The organism is Faecalicatena orotica (assembly GCF_003149245.1).
Lineage (GTDB): Bacteria > Bacillota > Clostridia > Lachnospirales > Lachnospiraceae > Faecalicatena_A > Faecalicatena_A orotica.
On the sequence record NZ_QGDL01000007.1, the window covers coordinates 230,671 to 245,131 of the forward strand.

Below are 14,461 nucleotides of genomic sequence, written 5' to 3' on the forward strand. Positions count from 1 at the left end.
ATGGGAGGAATCGGGAATTTTTTGTGCGGTATAGAAATGGATTTTTTACGGAAATAGTGTTAAAGTGGTAGAGTGAGATTAAAAAATGAAAGAAAATAGGATGACAGGAGATATTTATGAAGAAGGCAGCGTTATTTTTTGATATTGACGGTACGATATTAAGTGAGATTACGAAGGAAATACCACAGAGCGCTCTGGATGCCATGCTTGCGGCAAAGAAGGCGGGGCATCTGCTTTTTATTAATACAGGACGAACACTATGCAGTATTCCGGCGCAAATAAAACAGTTTCCGTTTGATGGATTTTTATGCGGGTGCGGAACATATCTGACGTATCAGGATGAGATTCTGTTTGCAAGTTCGATTCCGGAACAAAGAGGGCGCGAAATCATCCGGAAGATGATGGAATGTAAAATTGAAGGGATTATAGAGGCAGTGGACGATGTTTACCTGCCGGAACGGATTTCCCGGTTTGACAGGCTCGAAAGTTCAAAAAGATACTTTCGAAGTGAAGGGCTGGGGATGGAAACGTATCTGGAAACAGGAAATTTTATCTACGACAAGCTGTTTGTCTACGCGGATAAAAAGAGTGATAAGGAGGCATTTTTCAAGTTTATCGAGAAGGACATTGAACCAATTGACCGGGGCGAAAATACTTATGAGTGTATTCAAAAAGGATATTCTAAGGCAACGGCATGTGAGTTTATAATGAATAAATTCAGAATGGAGCGGGAGCAGGCGTATGTGTTCGGTGACAGCACGAATGATATATCTATGTTTGAATATGCAGTGCATACAGTTGCGATGGGGAACCATGCAGAAGAACTGGACCCCTATACAGAATATGTGACGGCAAAAGTGGAAGAAGACGGGATTGCCCGGGCGGTCAGGCACTATGGATTGATGTAGAATACTAGAATCAAACACACTCCAGGGAGGGATAAGAGATGAAGATTTTTGTGTATAATTACAGGGAATTTGATGAAGCAGTGTTTTTTCAGAAATTTTCAAAAGAATATGAGGTGGAGCTTGGCATCTGCCATGATGATCCATGTATGGAGAATGCGCACCTTGCGGCAGGATATGAATATATCAGTATCATAACGACAAAGATCGATGAGGAACTGATGGCGAAGTTCCACGAATTGGGCGTCAGGATGATTTCCACAAGGACGATTGGATATGACCATATCGATCTTGGGGCGGCAAAGAAGTATGGCATGAAGGTAAGCAACGTGTCGTATTCGCCTGAGTGTGTTGCTGATTATACGGTTATGCTGATGCTGATGGCGGTCCGCAAGATGAAACGAATCATGCAGAGAGAGGAGATCAACGACTTTTCCCTTCCCGGGATACAGGGCGTGGAAATGCACAACCTGTCGGTCGGTGTGATCGGTACAGGAAGGATCGGACAGGCAGTGATCCGCGACCTGAGCGGCTTTGGGTGTAAGATATACGCCTATGATCATCATCAAAATGAGAGTGCTGCAAAATATGCAGAATATGTAGATCTGGAGACCCTTTATAGGACATGTGACATGATTACCCTTCACATGCCGTTGAATGATGATAATTTCCATATGATTGATGCAGAGGCAATTAATAAGATGAAGGACGGCGCCGTGCTGATTAACACTGCCAGAGGCGGGCTGGTCGATACAAAGGACCTGATTGACGCGCTGGAATCTGAGAAAATCGGGGCAGCGGCTATGGACGTGATCGAGGATGAGTTCGGTATGTATTATTATGACAGAAAGTCAGATATCCTGAGCAAGCGGGACCTGTATATACTCAGGGGATTCCCGAATGTGATCGTAACCCCGCACATGGCTTTTTATACGGACCAGGCGGTGAGCGATATGGTGAAGCATTCGATAGAGAGCTGTTGTATGAATGAGAAGGGGGTTAAAAATCCCTGGGAGATCGTTTGAAAATTCTGACAATGGCGCGCAAAGGGGTCTGACCCCTTTGCGCGCCATTGTCAGAATTGTTTTGCTAATTCGTCGTGAATATGATTTCCCATATTGTAATCCAGCTTTTTATTAAACCAGATTTCTTCTGATCCAATCGCCTGATCGACTAGCATCATCAGTCCGGTAACGATCTGCAGGCCTTCGTCTTTTGCGATTCTCAAAAATTCTGTTATCAGAGGATTATACACAATATCAGCAGCAGCCTTGAATTGTCTGATAACGGAAGCATCTACCGGGCTCTCACCGGCATTCGGATACATGCCGACAGGGGTGGTATTGATGAGAATGTCCCCCGCAGGAACCTGATCCAGATGACAGGTGTGTATATAAGGGAACAGGTCTTCCAGATATTGTGTTGCCTCATGGTTGCGAGCGGCGACAGTGATGTTGGAGGCCCCCTCCATGTGGAAACCGTAAATCAGGGCTTTTGCGGCGCCGCCGGACCCGAGGATGACAATATCTTTCCCGGACAGGCTGACCCCGGCCTTTTTAAACATGCTGACTACGCCGATGTAGTCTGTGTTATATCCGTAGAAAAGGCCGTCTTTCATAAAAATGGTGTTTACGGCCCCGATTTTTCTGGCATGTGGATCGAGTATGTCCACAAGGTGGTAAGCCACTTCTTTGTAGGGCATGGTTACGTTCATTCCGATGATGTTTTCCTCTTTCATGACGTCCAATATATGAAGGACTTCATTTTCATCCATCTCATATTTCTTGTAGATTCCCCGGATATTCTGTTGTTTCAGTAAGTCATAATGAATCTCGGGGGAAAGGCTGTGCCCTAATTTTTCACCCAGAACCCCGAGACGGAGTATGTTTTCATTTTCTGTATTCATATCAAATCATTCCTGCTGTTTTGAAAAAATCAAGGTTAGTCGGGTAAACATAGCTGTCACCAATGCTATGGAGGAGAACCACATTCAGATGATTATCCAGATTTTTTTTATCCAGTTTTATGGCATCTGTCAGGTCAGACACAGGCAGCCCGCACTGGAAGGGGAGCCCATATGTGTTCAGTACACTTCGTATCCTTTCGGCCTCACCTGGCACGGAAAGTCCGGCTTTCTCAGATAATCTGGTGATCTGGTACATTCCTATAGCAACAGCTTCCCCGTGGCTTTCGCGTTCATAGTGGTAATATTGTTCTATGGTATGCGCCAGTGTGTGTCCAAAATTCAGAAGCATCCGCTCCCCGGTGTCGAACTGGTCATTTTCCACCACGGCACGTTTGATGTCCACGCAGCGGTAAATGATGGAAGAGAGCTGGTCCTTCAAGTCTTCGAAAGAGTGGCGGCTGTTTAATGTCTCAAATAATGCGGCATCCCGGATGCATCCGTATTTGATCACTTCGCCCATGCCGTCAGTAATATAACGTTCCGGCAGAGTATCCAGAACATCCGGATCAATCAGGACAAGTTTTGGATGATAAAAAGCACCGACCAGGTTCTTGCCCTGAGGAAGGTCAACGGCCACTTTCCCCCCGACAGAGGAATCAACCTGTGCAAGGAGGGAGGTCGGAATCTGTACCAGTTTTACACCCCTCAGGAAGCTGGATGCCGCAAAACCTGCCAGATCGCCTATAACGCCGCCGCCCAGTGCAATCACAAGGTCACTTCGCGTAATCTGGTTCTCCAGCATAGCCGTATATATCAGGGGAAGCGTCTTAAAACTTTTTGTCGTTTCACCATGAGGAAGAACAAGATGGCTGCACGCAAAAGACGGCAGTGCCTGAATCAGTTTCTGTCCATACAGGGGAAAGACATGGTCATCCGAAATAATCATGATCCGCTTTCCACGGAAGACCTGTGTGATATATTGTTCCGCTTTCTCAAGAATTCCAGATTCAATATAAATAGGATAGCTGTTTTTATCTAAATTAACTTTTAATTCCACGAATATTCTCCTTTTTATACAAAACGGTGTTCAAAGGGGTCAGACCCCTTTGCAGAAGGGTCTGACCCCAATGGCTCCCTGCAAGTTATTTAAACGATTTTTCCGACCACGGAAGCAATTTGTTTGATTTGTTTCAGCAATTGGTCATAATTTGAGGGCTTTAATGACTGGGCCCCATCGCAAAGTGCACTCTCCGGGTCGTTATGTACTTCGACCATGAGTCCGTCGGCCCCGGCTGCCACAGAAGCCTTTGCCATTGGTTCTACGAGCCACCACTTTCCGCCGGCATGACTTGGATCTATGATGACCGGAAGATGGGTCTTCTTTTTCAGGACAGGGATGCACTGTAAGTCCAGAGTATTCCTTGTATAAGTCTCGAAGGTACGGATTCCGCGTTCACAGAGGATGACGTTCTCGTTACCGGATGCCATGATATATTCAGCGGACATAATCCATTCTTCATAGGTTGCATTTAAACCACGTTTCAGAAGGATTGGGCGGTCGAGCTGCCCGAGCTGTTTGAGCAGGTCAAAGTTCTGCATGTTTCTGGCACCGATCTGGATCAGGTCAACCTTCTCGTTGAACACATCCAGATAGTCAGGAGACATCAACTCTGTTACAATAGGAAGACCGACTTCTTCTCTTACTGCACAGAGGATATCAAGACCTTCCATTCCCAGTCCCTGGAAAGAATACGGGCTGGTCCTTGGTTTGAAGGCACCGCCCCTTAACAGATTGGCACCGGATGCTTTTGCCGCTTTTGCGATCTCCAGAACCTGATCATGGGATTCTACAGAGCAGGGGCCCGCAATCAGGGCAAGGTGGTCGCCGCCCACTTTGACGCCGGATACATCAATGATGGAATCCTCCGGGTGAAAAGCGCGGTTGGCAAGTTTGTAAGGTTCCTGCACGTGCATAACCTTGTCGACGGATGCATCGACTTCAAACAGCTTCGCGTCGATTGCGGTTGTATCCCCAATACAGCCGATAATCGTCATCTCCGCGCCTCTGACGATGTGTGTGTCCAGTCCGCGCTTCTTAATCAGGCTTTCTACACGGTTAACGTTATCTTCCGATGTGTGTGGTTTTAAAACGATGATCATATTTATTTCCTCCCAATTACAATGACTTCGCACTGTAAAATTTTAACTGTTTAAAGTGTGAAAACATATGTATCATAAAACATCCTTCGCAGAATGTCAATAAGTTTGGGGAAATAAAGTAGAAATATTTACCGGTCTCTTCAGCAGTCACCGGAGTAATAGTTTACAACATCTATGTAATCCCTTGGAACCGGGATATCGAGGCAGATTGTTGTGTATCTCTTGTTTTTCTCATGCTCTGACAGCAGGAGCTTCTGGATGCCGTATTTCTTATTGATATCAGTCTTTTTGCCATCCTGCGAGACCATATAGACGGATCCGGTACATGCGTTTACAGTTTCTAAAAATGATTTCATATTAATAATATTCATAATGATCATATTCATATCCTCCTATCCATATCTTTTACTGCAATATCATTATAGTGCATAAAAAAACAGGAAGATATCAAATTACTGTACAATCATATCATTATTCCGCCATTTTCCTGCGGTACTCCATCGGCGTGCAGCCCATGCGTTCACGAAAGACCTTTCCGAAATAACTGCTGCTTCCCAGCCCGCAAAGCTGACAGATCAGGGTAACCGGTTCGTCCGTTCCGGCCAGCATATAGCAGGCCCTCTGCATACGGTATTCCAGAATATATTCTGCGGGGGAAGTGTTCAGGCAGTTTCTGAAAAGCCGGAAGCACTCGCGCTCACTGATAAAAGCAGCTCCGGCAATTTTTGCGACGGTGATTTTATCAGCATAATGTTCGTGAATAAAAATCAGCATGGCCTTAATCTTATCATTCACTCTGTCCGAATGCATGCTCCTTATACCAGAGTCTATCAGCGGGCGGGCCGTATCAAGCAGCTTACACCACATTTCTGAAAGAATGGTGCGAAGATGCAGCTCATAATCATAGCTCTTCTCGTCCAGCGAAAAAGATCCCTTCAGCATTTCAAGCAGGTGGCTGTGTGCCGGGACCTCTGGTGACAGACGAAAGATTTCCATCTGGGAGGCGGAGGTCAGCGGCAGGACGTATTTCTGGTCAATGCGGCTGCCCTTTGATCCGCTGATCAGAACCGGATCGAATAAATGCAGCAGGGCAGTTACATTTGACTTGCTTCCGACACGGGTCATGTGCAGGACGTTGGAGTTGACGAAACCTCCTGAGCCGGCAGGGAAAAGCGTCTTTCCGCCGGGGCTGTTATATTCCACAGTTCCCTGTTCTACATAAAAAAGTTCGACTTCCTTATGCCAGTGCCACGGAGCAGAACCGCCGATGTAGCGGTCCAGTTCAACACGTGATGCAATATAAGGAAAATCTTCTGAAAAATCAGGGAGAACCTCTTCCTGGCTTCCCGGTTTTAATTCGATCCCCCGAATAATTTTCATAGCCATCCCTCCACGATAAATAAATCAGAAAAATAAGTTATTATAGAAAGAATAATCAATCATCATACGAAAAGCAAGCGAAAGTTGACAATTCCTTTCTACAGGTGTATTTTAAGTACTGTTCGTGAACACAGTCATGTACTATATTTACGATCCGCCGGCATCATACTTAAATATAAAACGAAAGAGAGTCTGAGGAATGAAAATTATTAAGCAAATCGGTATTATTTTTACAGTCTGCTGGCTGAGTCAGGTCATAGCACATTTCCTGCCGTTTGATTTTCCCGCCAGTGTGATTGGCATGATATTCCTGTTCCTGTGCCTGATGACAGGGGTGCTGAAGATCAGTCACATTCAGGAAAAATCAGATTTCCTGCTGGGGAATATGGCGTTTTTCTTTGTGCCTGCAGGAGTGAGCATTATGAACTATTTTGACCTGCTTAAAAACAGTGCGGTCAAACTGATTATTATCTGTGTTGTTTCAACAGTAATCACATTTGCGGTGACAGCATTCAGCGTCACATTTACAATAAAACTTATGAACAGGAGGAAGAAGTGATGGAAGCTTTATATACGTCCCCCTATTTTGGCGTGGCGCTCAGTGTCATTACCTTCGGGATTGGGGTGAAGCTGCAGCAGAAAACAAAATCAGCTGTCTGCAATCCACTGATTATTGCGATCGTTCTTACCATTGGAGTACTGCTCGTATTGAGAATTCCTTATGAATCCTACAATAAAGGCGGAGAGATCATCAACATGTTCCTCGCACCGGCCACGGCATGCCTCGCTGTTTCTATCTATACGAAGCTTTCTGTCTTGAAAAAATACTGGCTTCCTATTATAGTAGGATGTATAGCAGGTTCTCTTGCGTCTATGGGAAGCGTATATGTAATGTGCAGACTGTTTCGTCTGGATGAGAGCCTTACGATGTCCATGCTTCCGAAGTCTGTCACGACACCGATTGCGGTTGGCGTGGCGCAGGCCCACGGAGGCGTTATTCCGATTACGGTCGTTGCAGTTATTTTTACAGGCATTCTGGGGAGCATTATGGCCCCCATGCTTATTCGACTGTTCCGTGTGTCCGACCCGGTGGCGGCCGGCCTGGCAATCGGGTCGTGCAGCCATGCCGTAGGAACGTCGAAAGCGATCGAGATCGGGGAAATAGAGGGTGCAATGAGTGGTCTTGCAATCGGCATCTGCGGGATCGTGACGGTTCTGCTCTCCATGTTCATCTGACGATGCCGCGGGGAAAATCCTTTCCCCGGACATCATCGGGTACAGGTATTGTAAAAGCAGGTTTCTAGGAAAAGATTAGGGGGAAAATATTTTGAAGAAGGATACTTCACATACGATTAAGAGGGCGCAGCGTTTTCCTGTGATTCTGATTAGTGAGGGGCTTCTGGTAGGCGCGGTCGGCGGCCTGATCGTGCTGTTGTATCGCGTTGCACTGACTTATGCAGGAATCTGGCTGGAAAAGATTCTTTCCTATGTGAGAGGGAACCCGCTGCGTATTGCGGCTTGGTTTGCGGTACTCATGCTGATGGCATTCATTGTGGGACGGCTTGTAAAATGGGAACCGATGATCTCGGGTAGTGGAATTCCCCAGGTTGAGGGGGAAGTAACAGGGAAACTGGCCCAGAACTGGAAAAAAGTGCTTCCGGCAAAGTTTATCGGTGGTTTTTTATGTCTGTTCGGCGGACTGTCCCTGGGACGGGAAGGCCCGTCTATCCAGCTTGGGGCGATGACCGGGCAGGGAATCTCCAGACTGCTTGACCGGGGGAAGACGGAGGAAAAATACCTGATGACATGCGGCGCCAGTGCAGGACTGGCAGCGGCTTTCCACGCGCCGCTCGCCGGGATGATGTTTGCACTGGAGGAGATCCATAAAGGGTTCTCGATGTCCATCCTGATCTCCGTCATGACGGCGTCTGTGACAGCAGATTATATCTCATCCTATATCATTGGTCTGGACCCGGTGTTCCAGTTTAGGCTTGACTATGTGCTGCCGCAGAGTTATTACTGGATGCTGATCCTTCTGGGAGCCATACTGGGAGTCATGGGGGCATTTTATAACTGGGCCATGTTAAAGGCGCAGGACCTGTATAAAAAGCCGAAATTCCTGAATGAAACAACCCGGCTGATGATCGCGTTTGCCGCGGCAGGGGTGCTGGGGCTTCTCATGCCGTCTGTTTTAGGCAGCGGGCACGAACTGATCGTTTCACTCACGAATGGGGAGATGGTTCTGGGACTGGTTGTCCTGACTTTTATTGTAAAATTCATTTTTTCGGCGGTCAGTTTCGGTTCCGGCGCACCGGGCGGTATTTTCTTCCCACTGCTTATTCTTGGGGCTATGATCGGCGGTATTTTTGCCATGACAGGGGTACAGTTTTTCGGTCTGGACCCGGTATACATCAATAATTTTGTACTGCTCGCGATGGCAGGATATTTTACGGCCATCGTGCGTGCCCCGATCACGGGGATTATTCTCCTGTTTGAGATGTCCGGTTCGGTCAGCCAGATGCTTTCACTTGCGATTGTGTCGGTTACCGCATATATTATCGCGACACTGCTGAAGTCGGAGCCGATCTACGAGAGCCTGCTCGACAGGATTTTGAAGAGCCATAAAAAGAATCAGGCAGGCATCAAAGGGTCCAGCCAGAAGGTATTGAGCAATTTTGTCATCATGAATGGTTCCGTACTGGAAGAAAAAATGGTACAGGACATTACATGGCCGGATAACTGCCTTCTTGTTGCGCTTGAGCGGGGCGGAAAAGAGCTGATACCGAAGGGCAGGACGAAGCTGATGGCGGGGGATACGCTGACAACGATGACAGATGAAAGAGATGCCGGATATGTGCATGACAAAATGGAAAAGTTATGTTATACTTCATTTTAGAATAACTGTAACTGTCCAGAATTATGAACAGCTGCAGACTAACTACAGAATTTGAAGGAGCTAGGACATATGAAAAGAGTATTGTTAAAGCTGAGTGGAGAAGCACTTGCAGGAGATAAGAAGACAGGCTTTGATGAGGCTACCTGCATTGATGTTGCGAAGCAGGTAAAACAGCTTGCCGATGAAGGAATTCAGGTAGCGGTTGTGACCGGCGGGGGCAACTTCTGGAGAGGGCGCACGAGTGAGACAATAGACCGCACGAAGGCGGACCAGATCGGGATGCTTGCCACGGTTATGAACTGTATTTATGTATCAGATATATTCAGGCATGTGGGAATGAAGACAGAGGTTTTCACACCATTTGTATGTGGTGCATTTACATCTCTGTTTTCCAAGGACGCAGCGGTGGCTGCGATGGAAGAGGGAAAGGTTATCTTTTTTGCAGGAGGGACGGGACACCCGTATTTTTCAACAGATACAGGCGCCGTGCTCCGCGCAATCGAGATAGAGGCAGATGCCATGCTTCTTGCTAAGGCGATCGACGGAATCTATGACAGTGATCCAAAGGTAAACCCGGAAGCTAAGAAGTATGATGAGATCTCCATTCAGGAAGTCATTGACCAGAAACTTGCGGCAGTGGATCTGACCGCATCTATTCTCTGTATGGAGAACAAGATGCCGATGCTGGTATTCGGGCTGAATGAAGAGAACAGTATTGCTGAGACGATGAGTGGGACATTTACAGGGACAAAAGTGACAGTATAAGGAGGATATAAGACATGGATGAAAGATTAAACGTATACGAAGAGAAGATGACTAAGACACTGGCAAGTCTGGAGAGCGAACTGGTTACGATCCGGGCCGGACGCGCCAATCCGCACGTACTTGACAAGCTGGTAGTTGACTATTACGGATCACCGACACCGATCCAGCAGGTAGCCAATATTTCTGTACCCGAGGCGCGCCTGATCCAGATTCAGCCGTGGGAAAAGAGCCTGTTAAAGGCGATCGAGAAAGCAATCAATATGTCTGATATCGGGATCAACCCGACGAACGACGGTTCCACGATCAGACTGGTATTCCCGGAACTGACTGAGGAACGCAGAAAAGAACTTGTAAAAGATGTTAAGAAAAAAGGGGAGGCAGCCAAGGTTGCAGTCCGCAACATCCGCCGCGACGGTAATGAAGCCTTTAAGAAGCTCAAAGGCAGCGAGGTTTCCGAAGACGCGATCAAGGATATGGAAGATTCCCTTCAGAAGATGACTGATAAGTTTATCGAAAAGGTTGACAAGGCAATCGATGCAAAATCCAAAGAAGTACTTACTGTTTAGAGAGTAGTCAGAGAATAAGAGGGGCTTGTAATATGCAGCCCCTCTTTTGCTCTTTGAAAAAACATACAGTTTTAGGAGGATATATCAATGAATGTACCGCAGCATGTGGCAATCATACTGGACGGCAACGGCCGGTGGGCAAAGTCCAAGGGGATGCCGAGAAATTACGGTCATGCACAGGGCAGCAAGAATGTAGAGCGCATCTGTGAGGAGGCATGGCGGATGGGGATTAAATATCTGACTGTCTATGCTTTTTCGACAGAGAACTGGAACCGTCCGAAAAGTGAAGTGGATGCTCTTATGAAACTGCTCCGCAATTATATGAAGACCTGTCTGAAGACTGCAGAGAAGAATGACATGAAAATCCGTGTAATCGGGGATGTTACTGCATTGGATGATGACATTAAGGGAAGAATAAAGGAACTGGAAGAAGCGAGTAAAGATAACGGCGGACTGAATTTTACAATTGCGATTAATTATGGAAGCCGTGATGAGATGATACGCGCAGTCAGGAATCTGGCACAGGACTGTGCCGATGGAAAGGTGGATCCGGCGGGCATCGATGAGACGTTTTATGAGACGTATCTGGATACCCACGGGATTCCGGACCCGGACCTGCTGATCAGGACGAGCGGGGAACTCAGGCTTTCAAACTTCCTTCTCTGGCAGCTGGCCTACTCGGAATTTTATTTTACAGATGTTCTGTGGCCGGATTTCACAAAAGAGGAATTGGTCAAAGCTATCGGGCAGTATAATAGCAGAGACAGACGTTACGGAGGGATAAAGGAGGAACGGGATGTTTAAGACACGGTTATTGAGTGGGATACTTCTGGTGATCATTGCTCTTTTTACAGTTATTTCCGGCGGCAGCATCCTTTTTGCGACATTGTTCATCATCAGTCTGATCGGAATGTCAGAACTGTACAAGGTTTTTGATATCCATACAAAAGCACCGGGAATCTGTGGTTATCTGTTTGCGGCGGCATACTATGCGCTCATTTTTCTGAAGCCCGTCCTGCCGGAGACGACAGACTGGTTTTTGCTGCTGTTCATGGCGTTTTTAATCTGCATGATGGGAGTCCTTGTATTTTCTTATCCGAAGTACCGGACAGAACAGATACTGGCCGCATTTTTTGGGTTGTTCTACGTGGCAGTGATGCTGTCCTATATTTACCAGACAAGGATACTTCCGGGAGGCGTCTTTACCGTATGGCTGGTATTCATCTGCTCCTGGGGCTGTGATACCTGTGCATACTGCGTGGGGATGCTCATTGGGAAACATAAGATGGCTCCGAAGTTAAGCCCGAAGAAATCCATTGAGGGCGGTATCGGCGGTATCGCGGGGGCGGCTCTTTTGGGAGTGCTCTATGCGCTGGCTATCAATAAGTGGGGGAATGCCGGAGCCGGTATTGTAAGATATGCCATCATCGGGGCGGCCGGCGGCGCGATCTCACAGGTTGGGGATCTGGCGGCATCCGCGGTCAAGAGGTTCCACGATATTAAAGATTACGGAAAACTGATACCGGGACACGGCGGTATTCTGGACAGATTTGACAGCGTAATATTTACGGCGCCGATCATTTACTATCTGGCAGTGCTGCTGTAGAAGACAAGAGAGGTTTTGAGATGAAAAAGATAGCAATACTTGGCTCCACAGGTTCCATCGGGACCCAGACACTGGAGGTTGTAAGGGAGAACGGGGATATCGAGGTGACTGCGCTGGCTGCGGGAAGCAACATTGCACTTCTGGAACAGCAGATCCGGGAATTTTCCCCGAAGCTTGCGGCGGTATGGTCCGAGGAGAAGGCTCTGGAGCTGAAAGAGAAAGTCCGCGATCTGGACGTGAAGGTCTTATCCGGTATGGACGGACTTCTTGAAACTGCAGTGCAGCCGGATGCGGAGATTCTTGTGACGGCGATCGTGGGGATGATCGGGATTCTGCCGACCATTGAGGCAATCAAGGCAAAAAAAGATATCGCGCTGGCGAATAAGGAAACACTGGTTACGGCCGGTCATATTATTATGCCGCTTGCAAAGGAGTATGGTTCGGCCATACTGCCCGTGGACAGCGAACACAGTGCCATCTTCCAGTCCCTGCAGGGCGGACAGAGGAAGGCGCTGCACAAGATCCTGCTGACGGCATCGGGAGGTTCATTCCGGGGGAAGACAAGGGAAGAACTTGAAAACATTCAGGTTGAGGATGCACTGAAGCACCCGAACTGGGAGATGGGACGGAAGATTACGATTGACTCATCTACAATGGTCAACAAAGGGCTGGAAGTGATTGAGGCGAAGTGGCTCTTTGATGTGTCTGCCGACCAGGTGGAAGTGGTAGTTCAGCCGCAGAGTATCATCCATTCGATGGTGGAATACGAGGACGGGGCAATCATAGCCGAACTGGGAACGCCGGATATGAAGCTTCCGATACAATATGCACTTTATTATCCCGAGAGGAGATACCTGCCGGGTGACAGGCTGGATTTTTCAAGTCTCTCGCAGATTACGTTTGAAAAGCCGGATATGGATACGTTTTATGGACTGAAGCTGGCATTTGAAGCGGGCAGACGGGGAGGTTCACTTCCAACTGTGCTCAATGCCGCTAATGAAAAAGCCGTGGCTATGTTTCTGGACAGGAAGATCCGCTACCTGCAGATTCCTGAAATTATCGGGACTTGTATGGAACATCATAAAATAATTGAGAATCCGTCCGTGGAAGAGATACTAAATACAGAACAGGAAACATATGAATTTATTAAAAACAGGTGGTAGTTTATGGGTATAATCTTAGCAATACTTTTGTTCAGTGCGATTATTATATTCCATGAGCTGGGGCATTTTACCCTGGCAAAGTTAAATGGAATACGCGTGGACGAATTTTCACTGGGACTAGGTCCTACAATCATAGGAAGGGAAATCGGGGGGACAAAGTTTTCATTGAAGCTTCTGCCGTTTGGCGGGGCGTGCATGATGGGTGAAGATGATGTGGATGACCAGTCGGAAGGCAGCTTTAATACGAAGTCTGTCTGGGCCAGAATCTCTGTTATCGCGGCAGGCCCTGTATTCAACTTCATCATGGCTCTGGTATTTTCCATCATCATGGTCGCATGGATCGGATATGATGCACCTGTACTGTCAGGGGTGGATGAAGGGTATTCGGCGATGGAACAGGGAATGAAGGAAGGGGACGTCATTACTGAGATGAACGGTAAGAGCATCCACCTCTGGAAGGAAGTGACCCTGTTTAATCTGATGAATGGAGACAGCGATTCAGTTACTGTAACTTACGAAAGAGACGGTCAGGAACATACTGTCACAGTGGAACCAAGGCAGCTGGAGGGTGATGCTAATAAGAGGCTCGGAATCCGGGGGACCGGAGAGTATACCAAAGCCGGTTTCCTGAAATCCGTGCAGTACGGGGCGTATACGCTGCGCTACTGGGTGGACTATACGTTTGACTGTCTGAAGCTGCTTGTGACGGGTCAGGTGGGCATTAAGCAGATGTCGGGCCCTGTGGGGATCGTCAACGTGGTGGATGGAATCTATAAAGAATCCGCCCCGGCAGGATGGCAGGCCGTGGTGCTGAACCTTCTGAACATCGCGATTCTGCTGTCAGCCAACTTAGGGGTTATGAACCTGCTCCCGCTCCCGGCACTGGACGGCGGAAGGCTTGTGTTCCTGTTTGTGGAAGCTGTGCGGCGCAAAAGAGTGCCCCCCGAGAAAGAGGGTATGGTACATTTTGCGGGATTTGCACTGCTGATGATACTCATGGTTGTAGTTATGTTTAATGATATCCGGAACCTTTTCTGATGAAAGGGCTCCGGATTGTTTGAATTTGTAATCATGGGAAGGGATTCTGCATATATATAATAGAAATGATTTTTGC

General features: G+C 47.5%; 16 protein-coding genes. 11 read left to right on the forward strand and 5 right to left on the reverse strand.

Annotation, left to right across the window (positions count from 1 at the left end; translation table 11 throughout):
• Window positions 1-116: 116 nt before the first annotated feature.
• Both A8806_RS12815 and A8806_RS12820 read left to right on the forward strand, forming a co-directional pair.
• Window positions 117-908, forward strand: a complete 792-nt coding sequence (locus A8806_RS12815) for a Cof-type HAD-IIB family hydrolase (protein WP_109731592.1) — start codon at window positions 117-119, stop codon at window positions 906-908.
• A 38-nt stretch (window positions 909-946) separates the two neighbouring features.
• Window positions 947-1,930: a D-isomer specific 2-hydroxyacid dehydrogenase family protein gene (locus A8806_RS12820; protein WP_109731593.1), complete on the forward strand. Its 984-nt coding sequence runs from the start codon at window positions 947-949 to the stop codon at window positions 1,928-1,930.
• A gap of 50 nt (window positions 1,931-1,980) precedes the next feature.
• On the opposite strand, the gene aroE is transcribed toward A8806_RS12820, so the two are convergent.
• The 5 genes from aroE to A8806_RS12845 all read right to left on the reverse strand — a co-directional run bounded on the left by aroE (window position 1,981) and on the right by A8806_RS12845 (window position 6,351).
• Entirely contained in the window at window positions 1,981-2,811 is an 831-nt protein-coding gene (gene aroE, locus A8806_RS12825; RefSeq protein ID WP_109731594.1) for a shikimate dehydrogenase, read from the reverse strand.
• 1 nt (window position 2,812) lies between these two features.
• Complete coding sequence (gene aroB / locus A8806_RS12830) at window positions 2,813-3,868, reverse strand: 3-dehydroquinate synthase (protein WP_109731595.1); 1,056 nt, start codon at window positions 3,866-3,868, stop codon at window positions 2,813-2,815.
• Between the two features lie 89 nt (window positions 3,869-3,957).
• On the reverse strand, window positions 3,958-4,971 hold the full coding sequence (aroF, locus tag A8806_RS12835) for a 3-deoxy-7-phosphoheptulonate synthase (protein WP_109731596.1): 1,014 nt from the start codon (window positions 4,969-4,971) through the stop codon (window positions 3,958-3,960).
• Window positions 4,972-5,111: 140 nt separating this feature from the next.
• Window positions 5,112-5,351, reverse strand: a complete 240-nt coding sequence (locus A8806_RS12840; protein WP_109731597.1) for a ribonuclease HII — start codon at window positions 5,349-5,351, stop codon at window positions 5,112-5,114.
• Window positions 5,352-5,442: 91 nt separating this feature from the next.
• A complete protein-coding gene (locus tag A8806_RS12845) occupies window positions 5,443-6,351 on the reverse strand; it encodes an AraC family transcriptional regulator (protein ID WP_109731598.1) in 909 nt (302 codons plus the stop codon).
• A gap of 199 nt (window positions 6,352-6,550) precedes the next feature.
• Here A8806_RS12845 and A8806_RS12850 point away from each other — a divergent pair, with 199 nt between their 5' ends.
• The 9 genes from A8806_RS12850 (at window position 6,551) to rseP (ending at window position 14,385) form a co-directional block, all read left to right on the forward strand.
• Window positions 6,551-6,910 (forward strand): CidA/LrgA family protein, encoded by a 360-nt coding sequence (locus tag A8806_RS12850; protein ID WP_109731599.1) that lies wholly within the window; start codon window positions 6,551-6,553, stop codon window positions 6,908-6,910.
• Window positions 6,910-7,587 carry an LrgB family protein gene (locus A8806_RS12855; RefSeq protein WP_109731600.1) on the forward strand — a complete coding sequence of 226 codons (678 nt, stop codon included), beginning with the start codon at window positions 6,910-6,912 and terminating at the stop codon, window positions 7,585-7,587. Before A8806_RS12850 ends, A8806_RS12855 begins: the two co-directional genes overlap by 1 nt.
• 91 nt (window positions 7,588-7,678) lie before the next feature.
• On the forward strand, window positions 7,679-9,247 hold the full coding sequence (locus A8806_RS12860; protein WP_109731601.1) for a ClC family H(+)/Cl(-) exchange transporter: 1,569 nt from the start codon (window positions 7,679-7,681) through the stop codon (window positions 9,245-9,247).
• A 69-nt stretch (window positions 9,248-9,316) separates the two neighbouring features.
• Window positions 9,317-10,012: a UMP kinase gene (gene pyrH / locus A8806_RS12865; RefSeq protein ID WP_109731602.1), complete on the forward strand. Its 696-nt coding sequence runs from the start codon at window positions 9,317-9,319 to the stop codon at window positions 10,010-10,012.
• A gap of 14 nt (window positions 10,013-10,026) precedes the next feature.
• A complete protein-coding gene (gene frr, locus A8806_RS12870) occupies window positions 10,027-10,578 on the forward strand; it encodes a ribosome recycling factor (protein ID WP_109731603.1) in 552 nt (183 codons plus the stop codon).
• Between the two features lie 87 nt (window positions 10,579-10,665).
• Window positions 10,666-11,382: an isoprenyl transferase gene (locus A8806_RS12875; RefSeq protein ID WP_109731604.1), complete on the forward strand. Its 717-nt coding sequence runs from the start codon at window positions 10,666-10,668 to the stop codon at window positions 11,380-11,382.
• A complete protein-coding gene (locus A8806_RS12880) occupies window positions 11,375-12,184 on the forward strand; it encodes a phosphatidate cytidylyltransferase (protein WP_109731605.1) in 810 nt (269 codons plus the stop codon). The genes A8806_RS12875 and A8806_RS12880 overlap by 8 nt, the downstream gene beginning before the upstream one ends.
• A gap of 20 nt (window positions 12,185-12,204) precedes the next feature.
• Window positions 12,205-13,347 (forward strand): 1-deoxy-D-xylulose-5-phosphate reductoisomerase, encoded by a 1,143-nt coding sequence (gene dxr, locus A8806_RS12885; RefSeq protein WP_109731606.1) that lies wholly within the window; start codon window positions 12,205-12,207, stop codon window positions 13,345-13,347.
• Between the two features lie 3 nt (window positions 13,348-13,350).
• Window positions 13,351-14,385 (forward strand): RIP metalloprotease RseP, encoded by a 1,035-nt coding sequence (rseP, locus tag A8806_RS12890; RefSeq protein WP_109731607.1) that lies wholly within the window; start codon window positions 13,351-13,353, stop codon window positions 14,383-14,385.
• Window positions 14,386-14,461 lie beyond the last annotated feature (76 nt).

Bases quoted from the DNA above. Each gene is read 5' to 3' on its own strand.
- A8806_RS12815 (WP_109731592.1), top strand. From the start codon at position 117: ATGAAGAAGGCAGCGTTATTTTTTGATATTGACGGTACGATATTAAGT.
- A8806_RS12820 (WP_109731593.1), top strand. From the start codon at position 947: ATGAAGATTTTTGTGTATAATTACAGGGAATTTGATGAAGCAGTGTTT.
- aroE (WP_109731594.1), bottom strand. From the start codon at position 2,811: ATGAATACAGAAAATGAAAACATACTCCGTCTCGGGGTTCTGGGTGAA.
- aroF (WP_109731596.1), bottom strand. From the start codon at position 4,971: ATGATCATCGTTTTAAAACCACACACATCGGAAGATAACGTTAACCGT.
- A8806_RS12840 (WP_109731597.1), bottom strand. From the start codon at position 5,351: ATGATCATTATGAATATTATTAATATGAAATCATTTTTAGAAACTGTA.
- A8806_RS12845 (WP_109731598.1), bottom strand. From the start codon at position 6,351: ATGAAAATTATTCGGGGGATCGAATTAAAACCGGGAAGCCAGGAAGAG.
- A8806_RS12850 (WP_109731599.1), top strand. From the start codon at position 6,551: ATGAAAATTATTAAGCAAATCGGTATTATTTTTACAGTCTGCTGGCTG.
- A8806_RS12855 (WP_109731600.1), top strand. From the start codon at position 6,910: ATGGAAGCTTTATATACGTCCCCCTATTTTGGCGTGGCGCTCAGTGTC.
- pyrH (WP_109731602.1), top strand. From the start codon at position 9,317: ATGAAAAGAGTATTGTTAAAGCTGAGTGGAGAAGCACTTGCAGGAGAT.
- frr (WP_109731603.1), top strand. From the start codon at position 10,027: ATGGATGAAAGATTAAACGTATACGAAGAGAAGATGACTAAGACACTG.
- A8806_RS12875 (WP_109731604.1), top strand. From the start codon at position 10,666: ATGAATGTACCGCAGCATGTGGCAATCATACTGGACGGCAACGGCCGG.
- A8806_RS12880 (WP_109731605.1), top strand. From the start codon at position 11,375: ATGTTTAAGACACGGTTATTGAGTGGGATACTTCTGGTGATCATTGCT.
- dxr (WP_109731606.1), top strand. From the start codon at position 12,205: ATGAAAAAGATAGCAATACTTGGCTCCACAGGTTCCATCGGGACCCAG.
- rseP (WP_109731607.1), top strand. From the start codon at position 13,351: ATGGGTATAATCTTAGCAATACTTTTGTTCAGTGCGATTATTATATTC.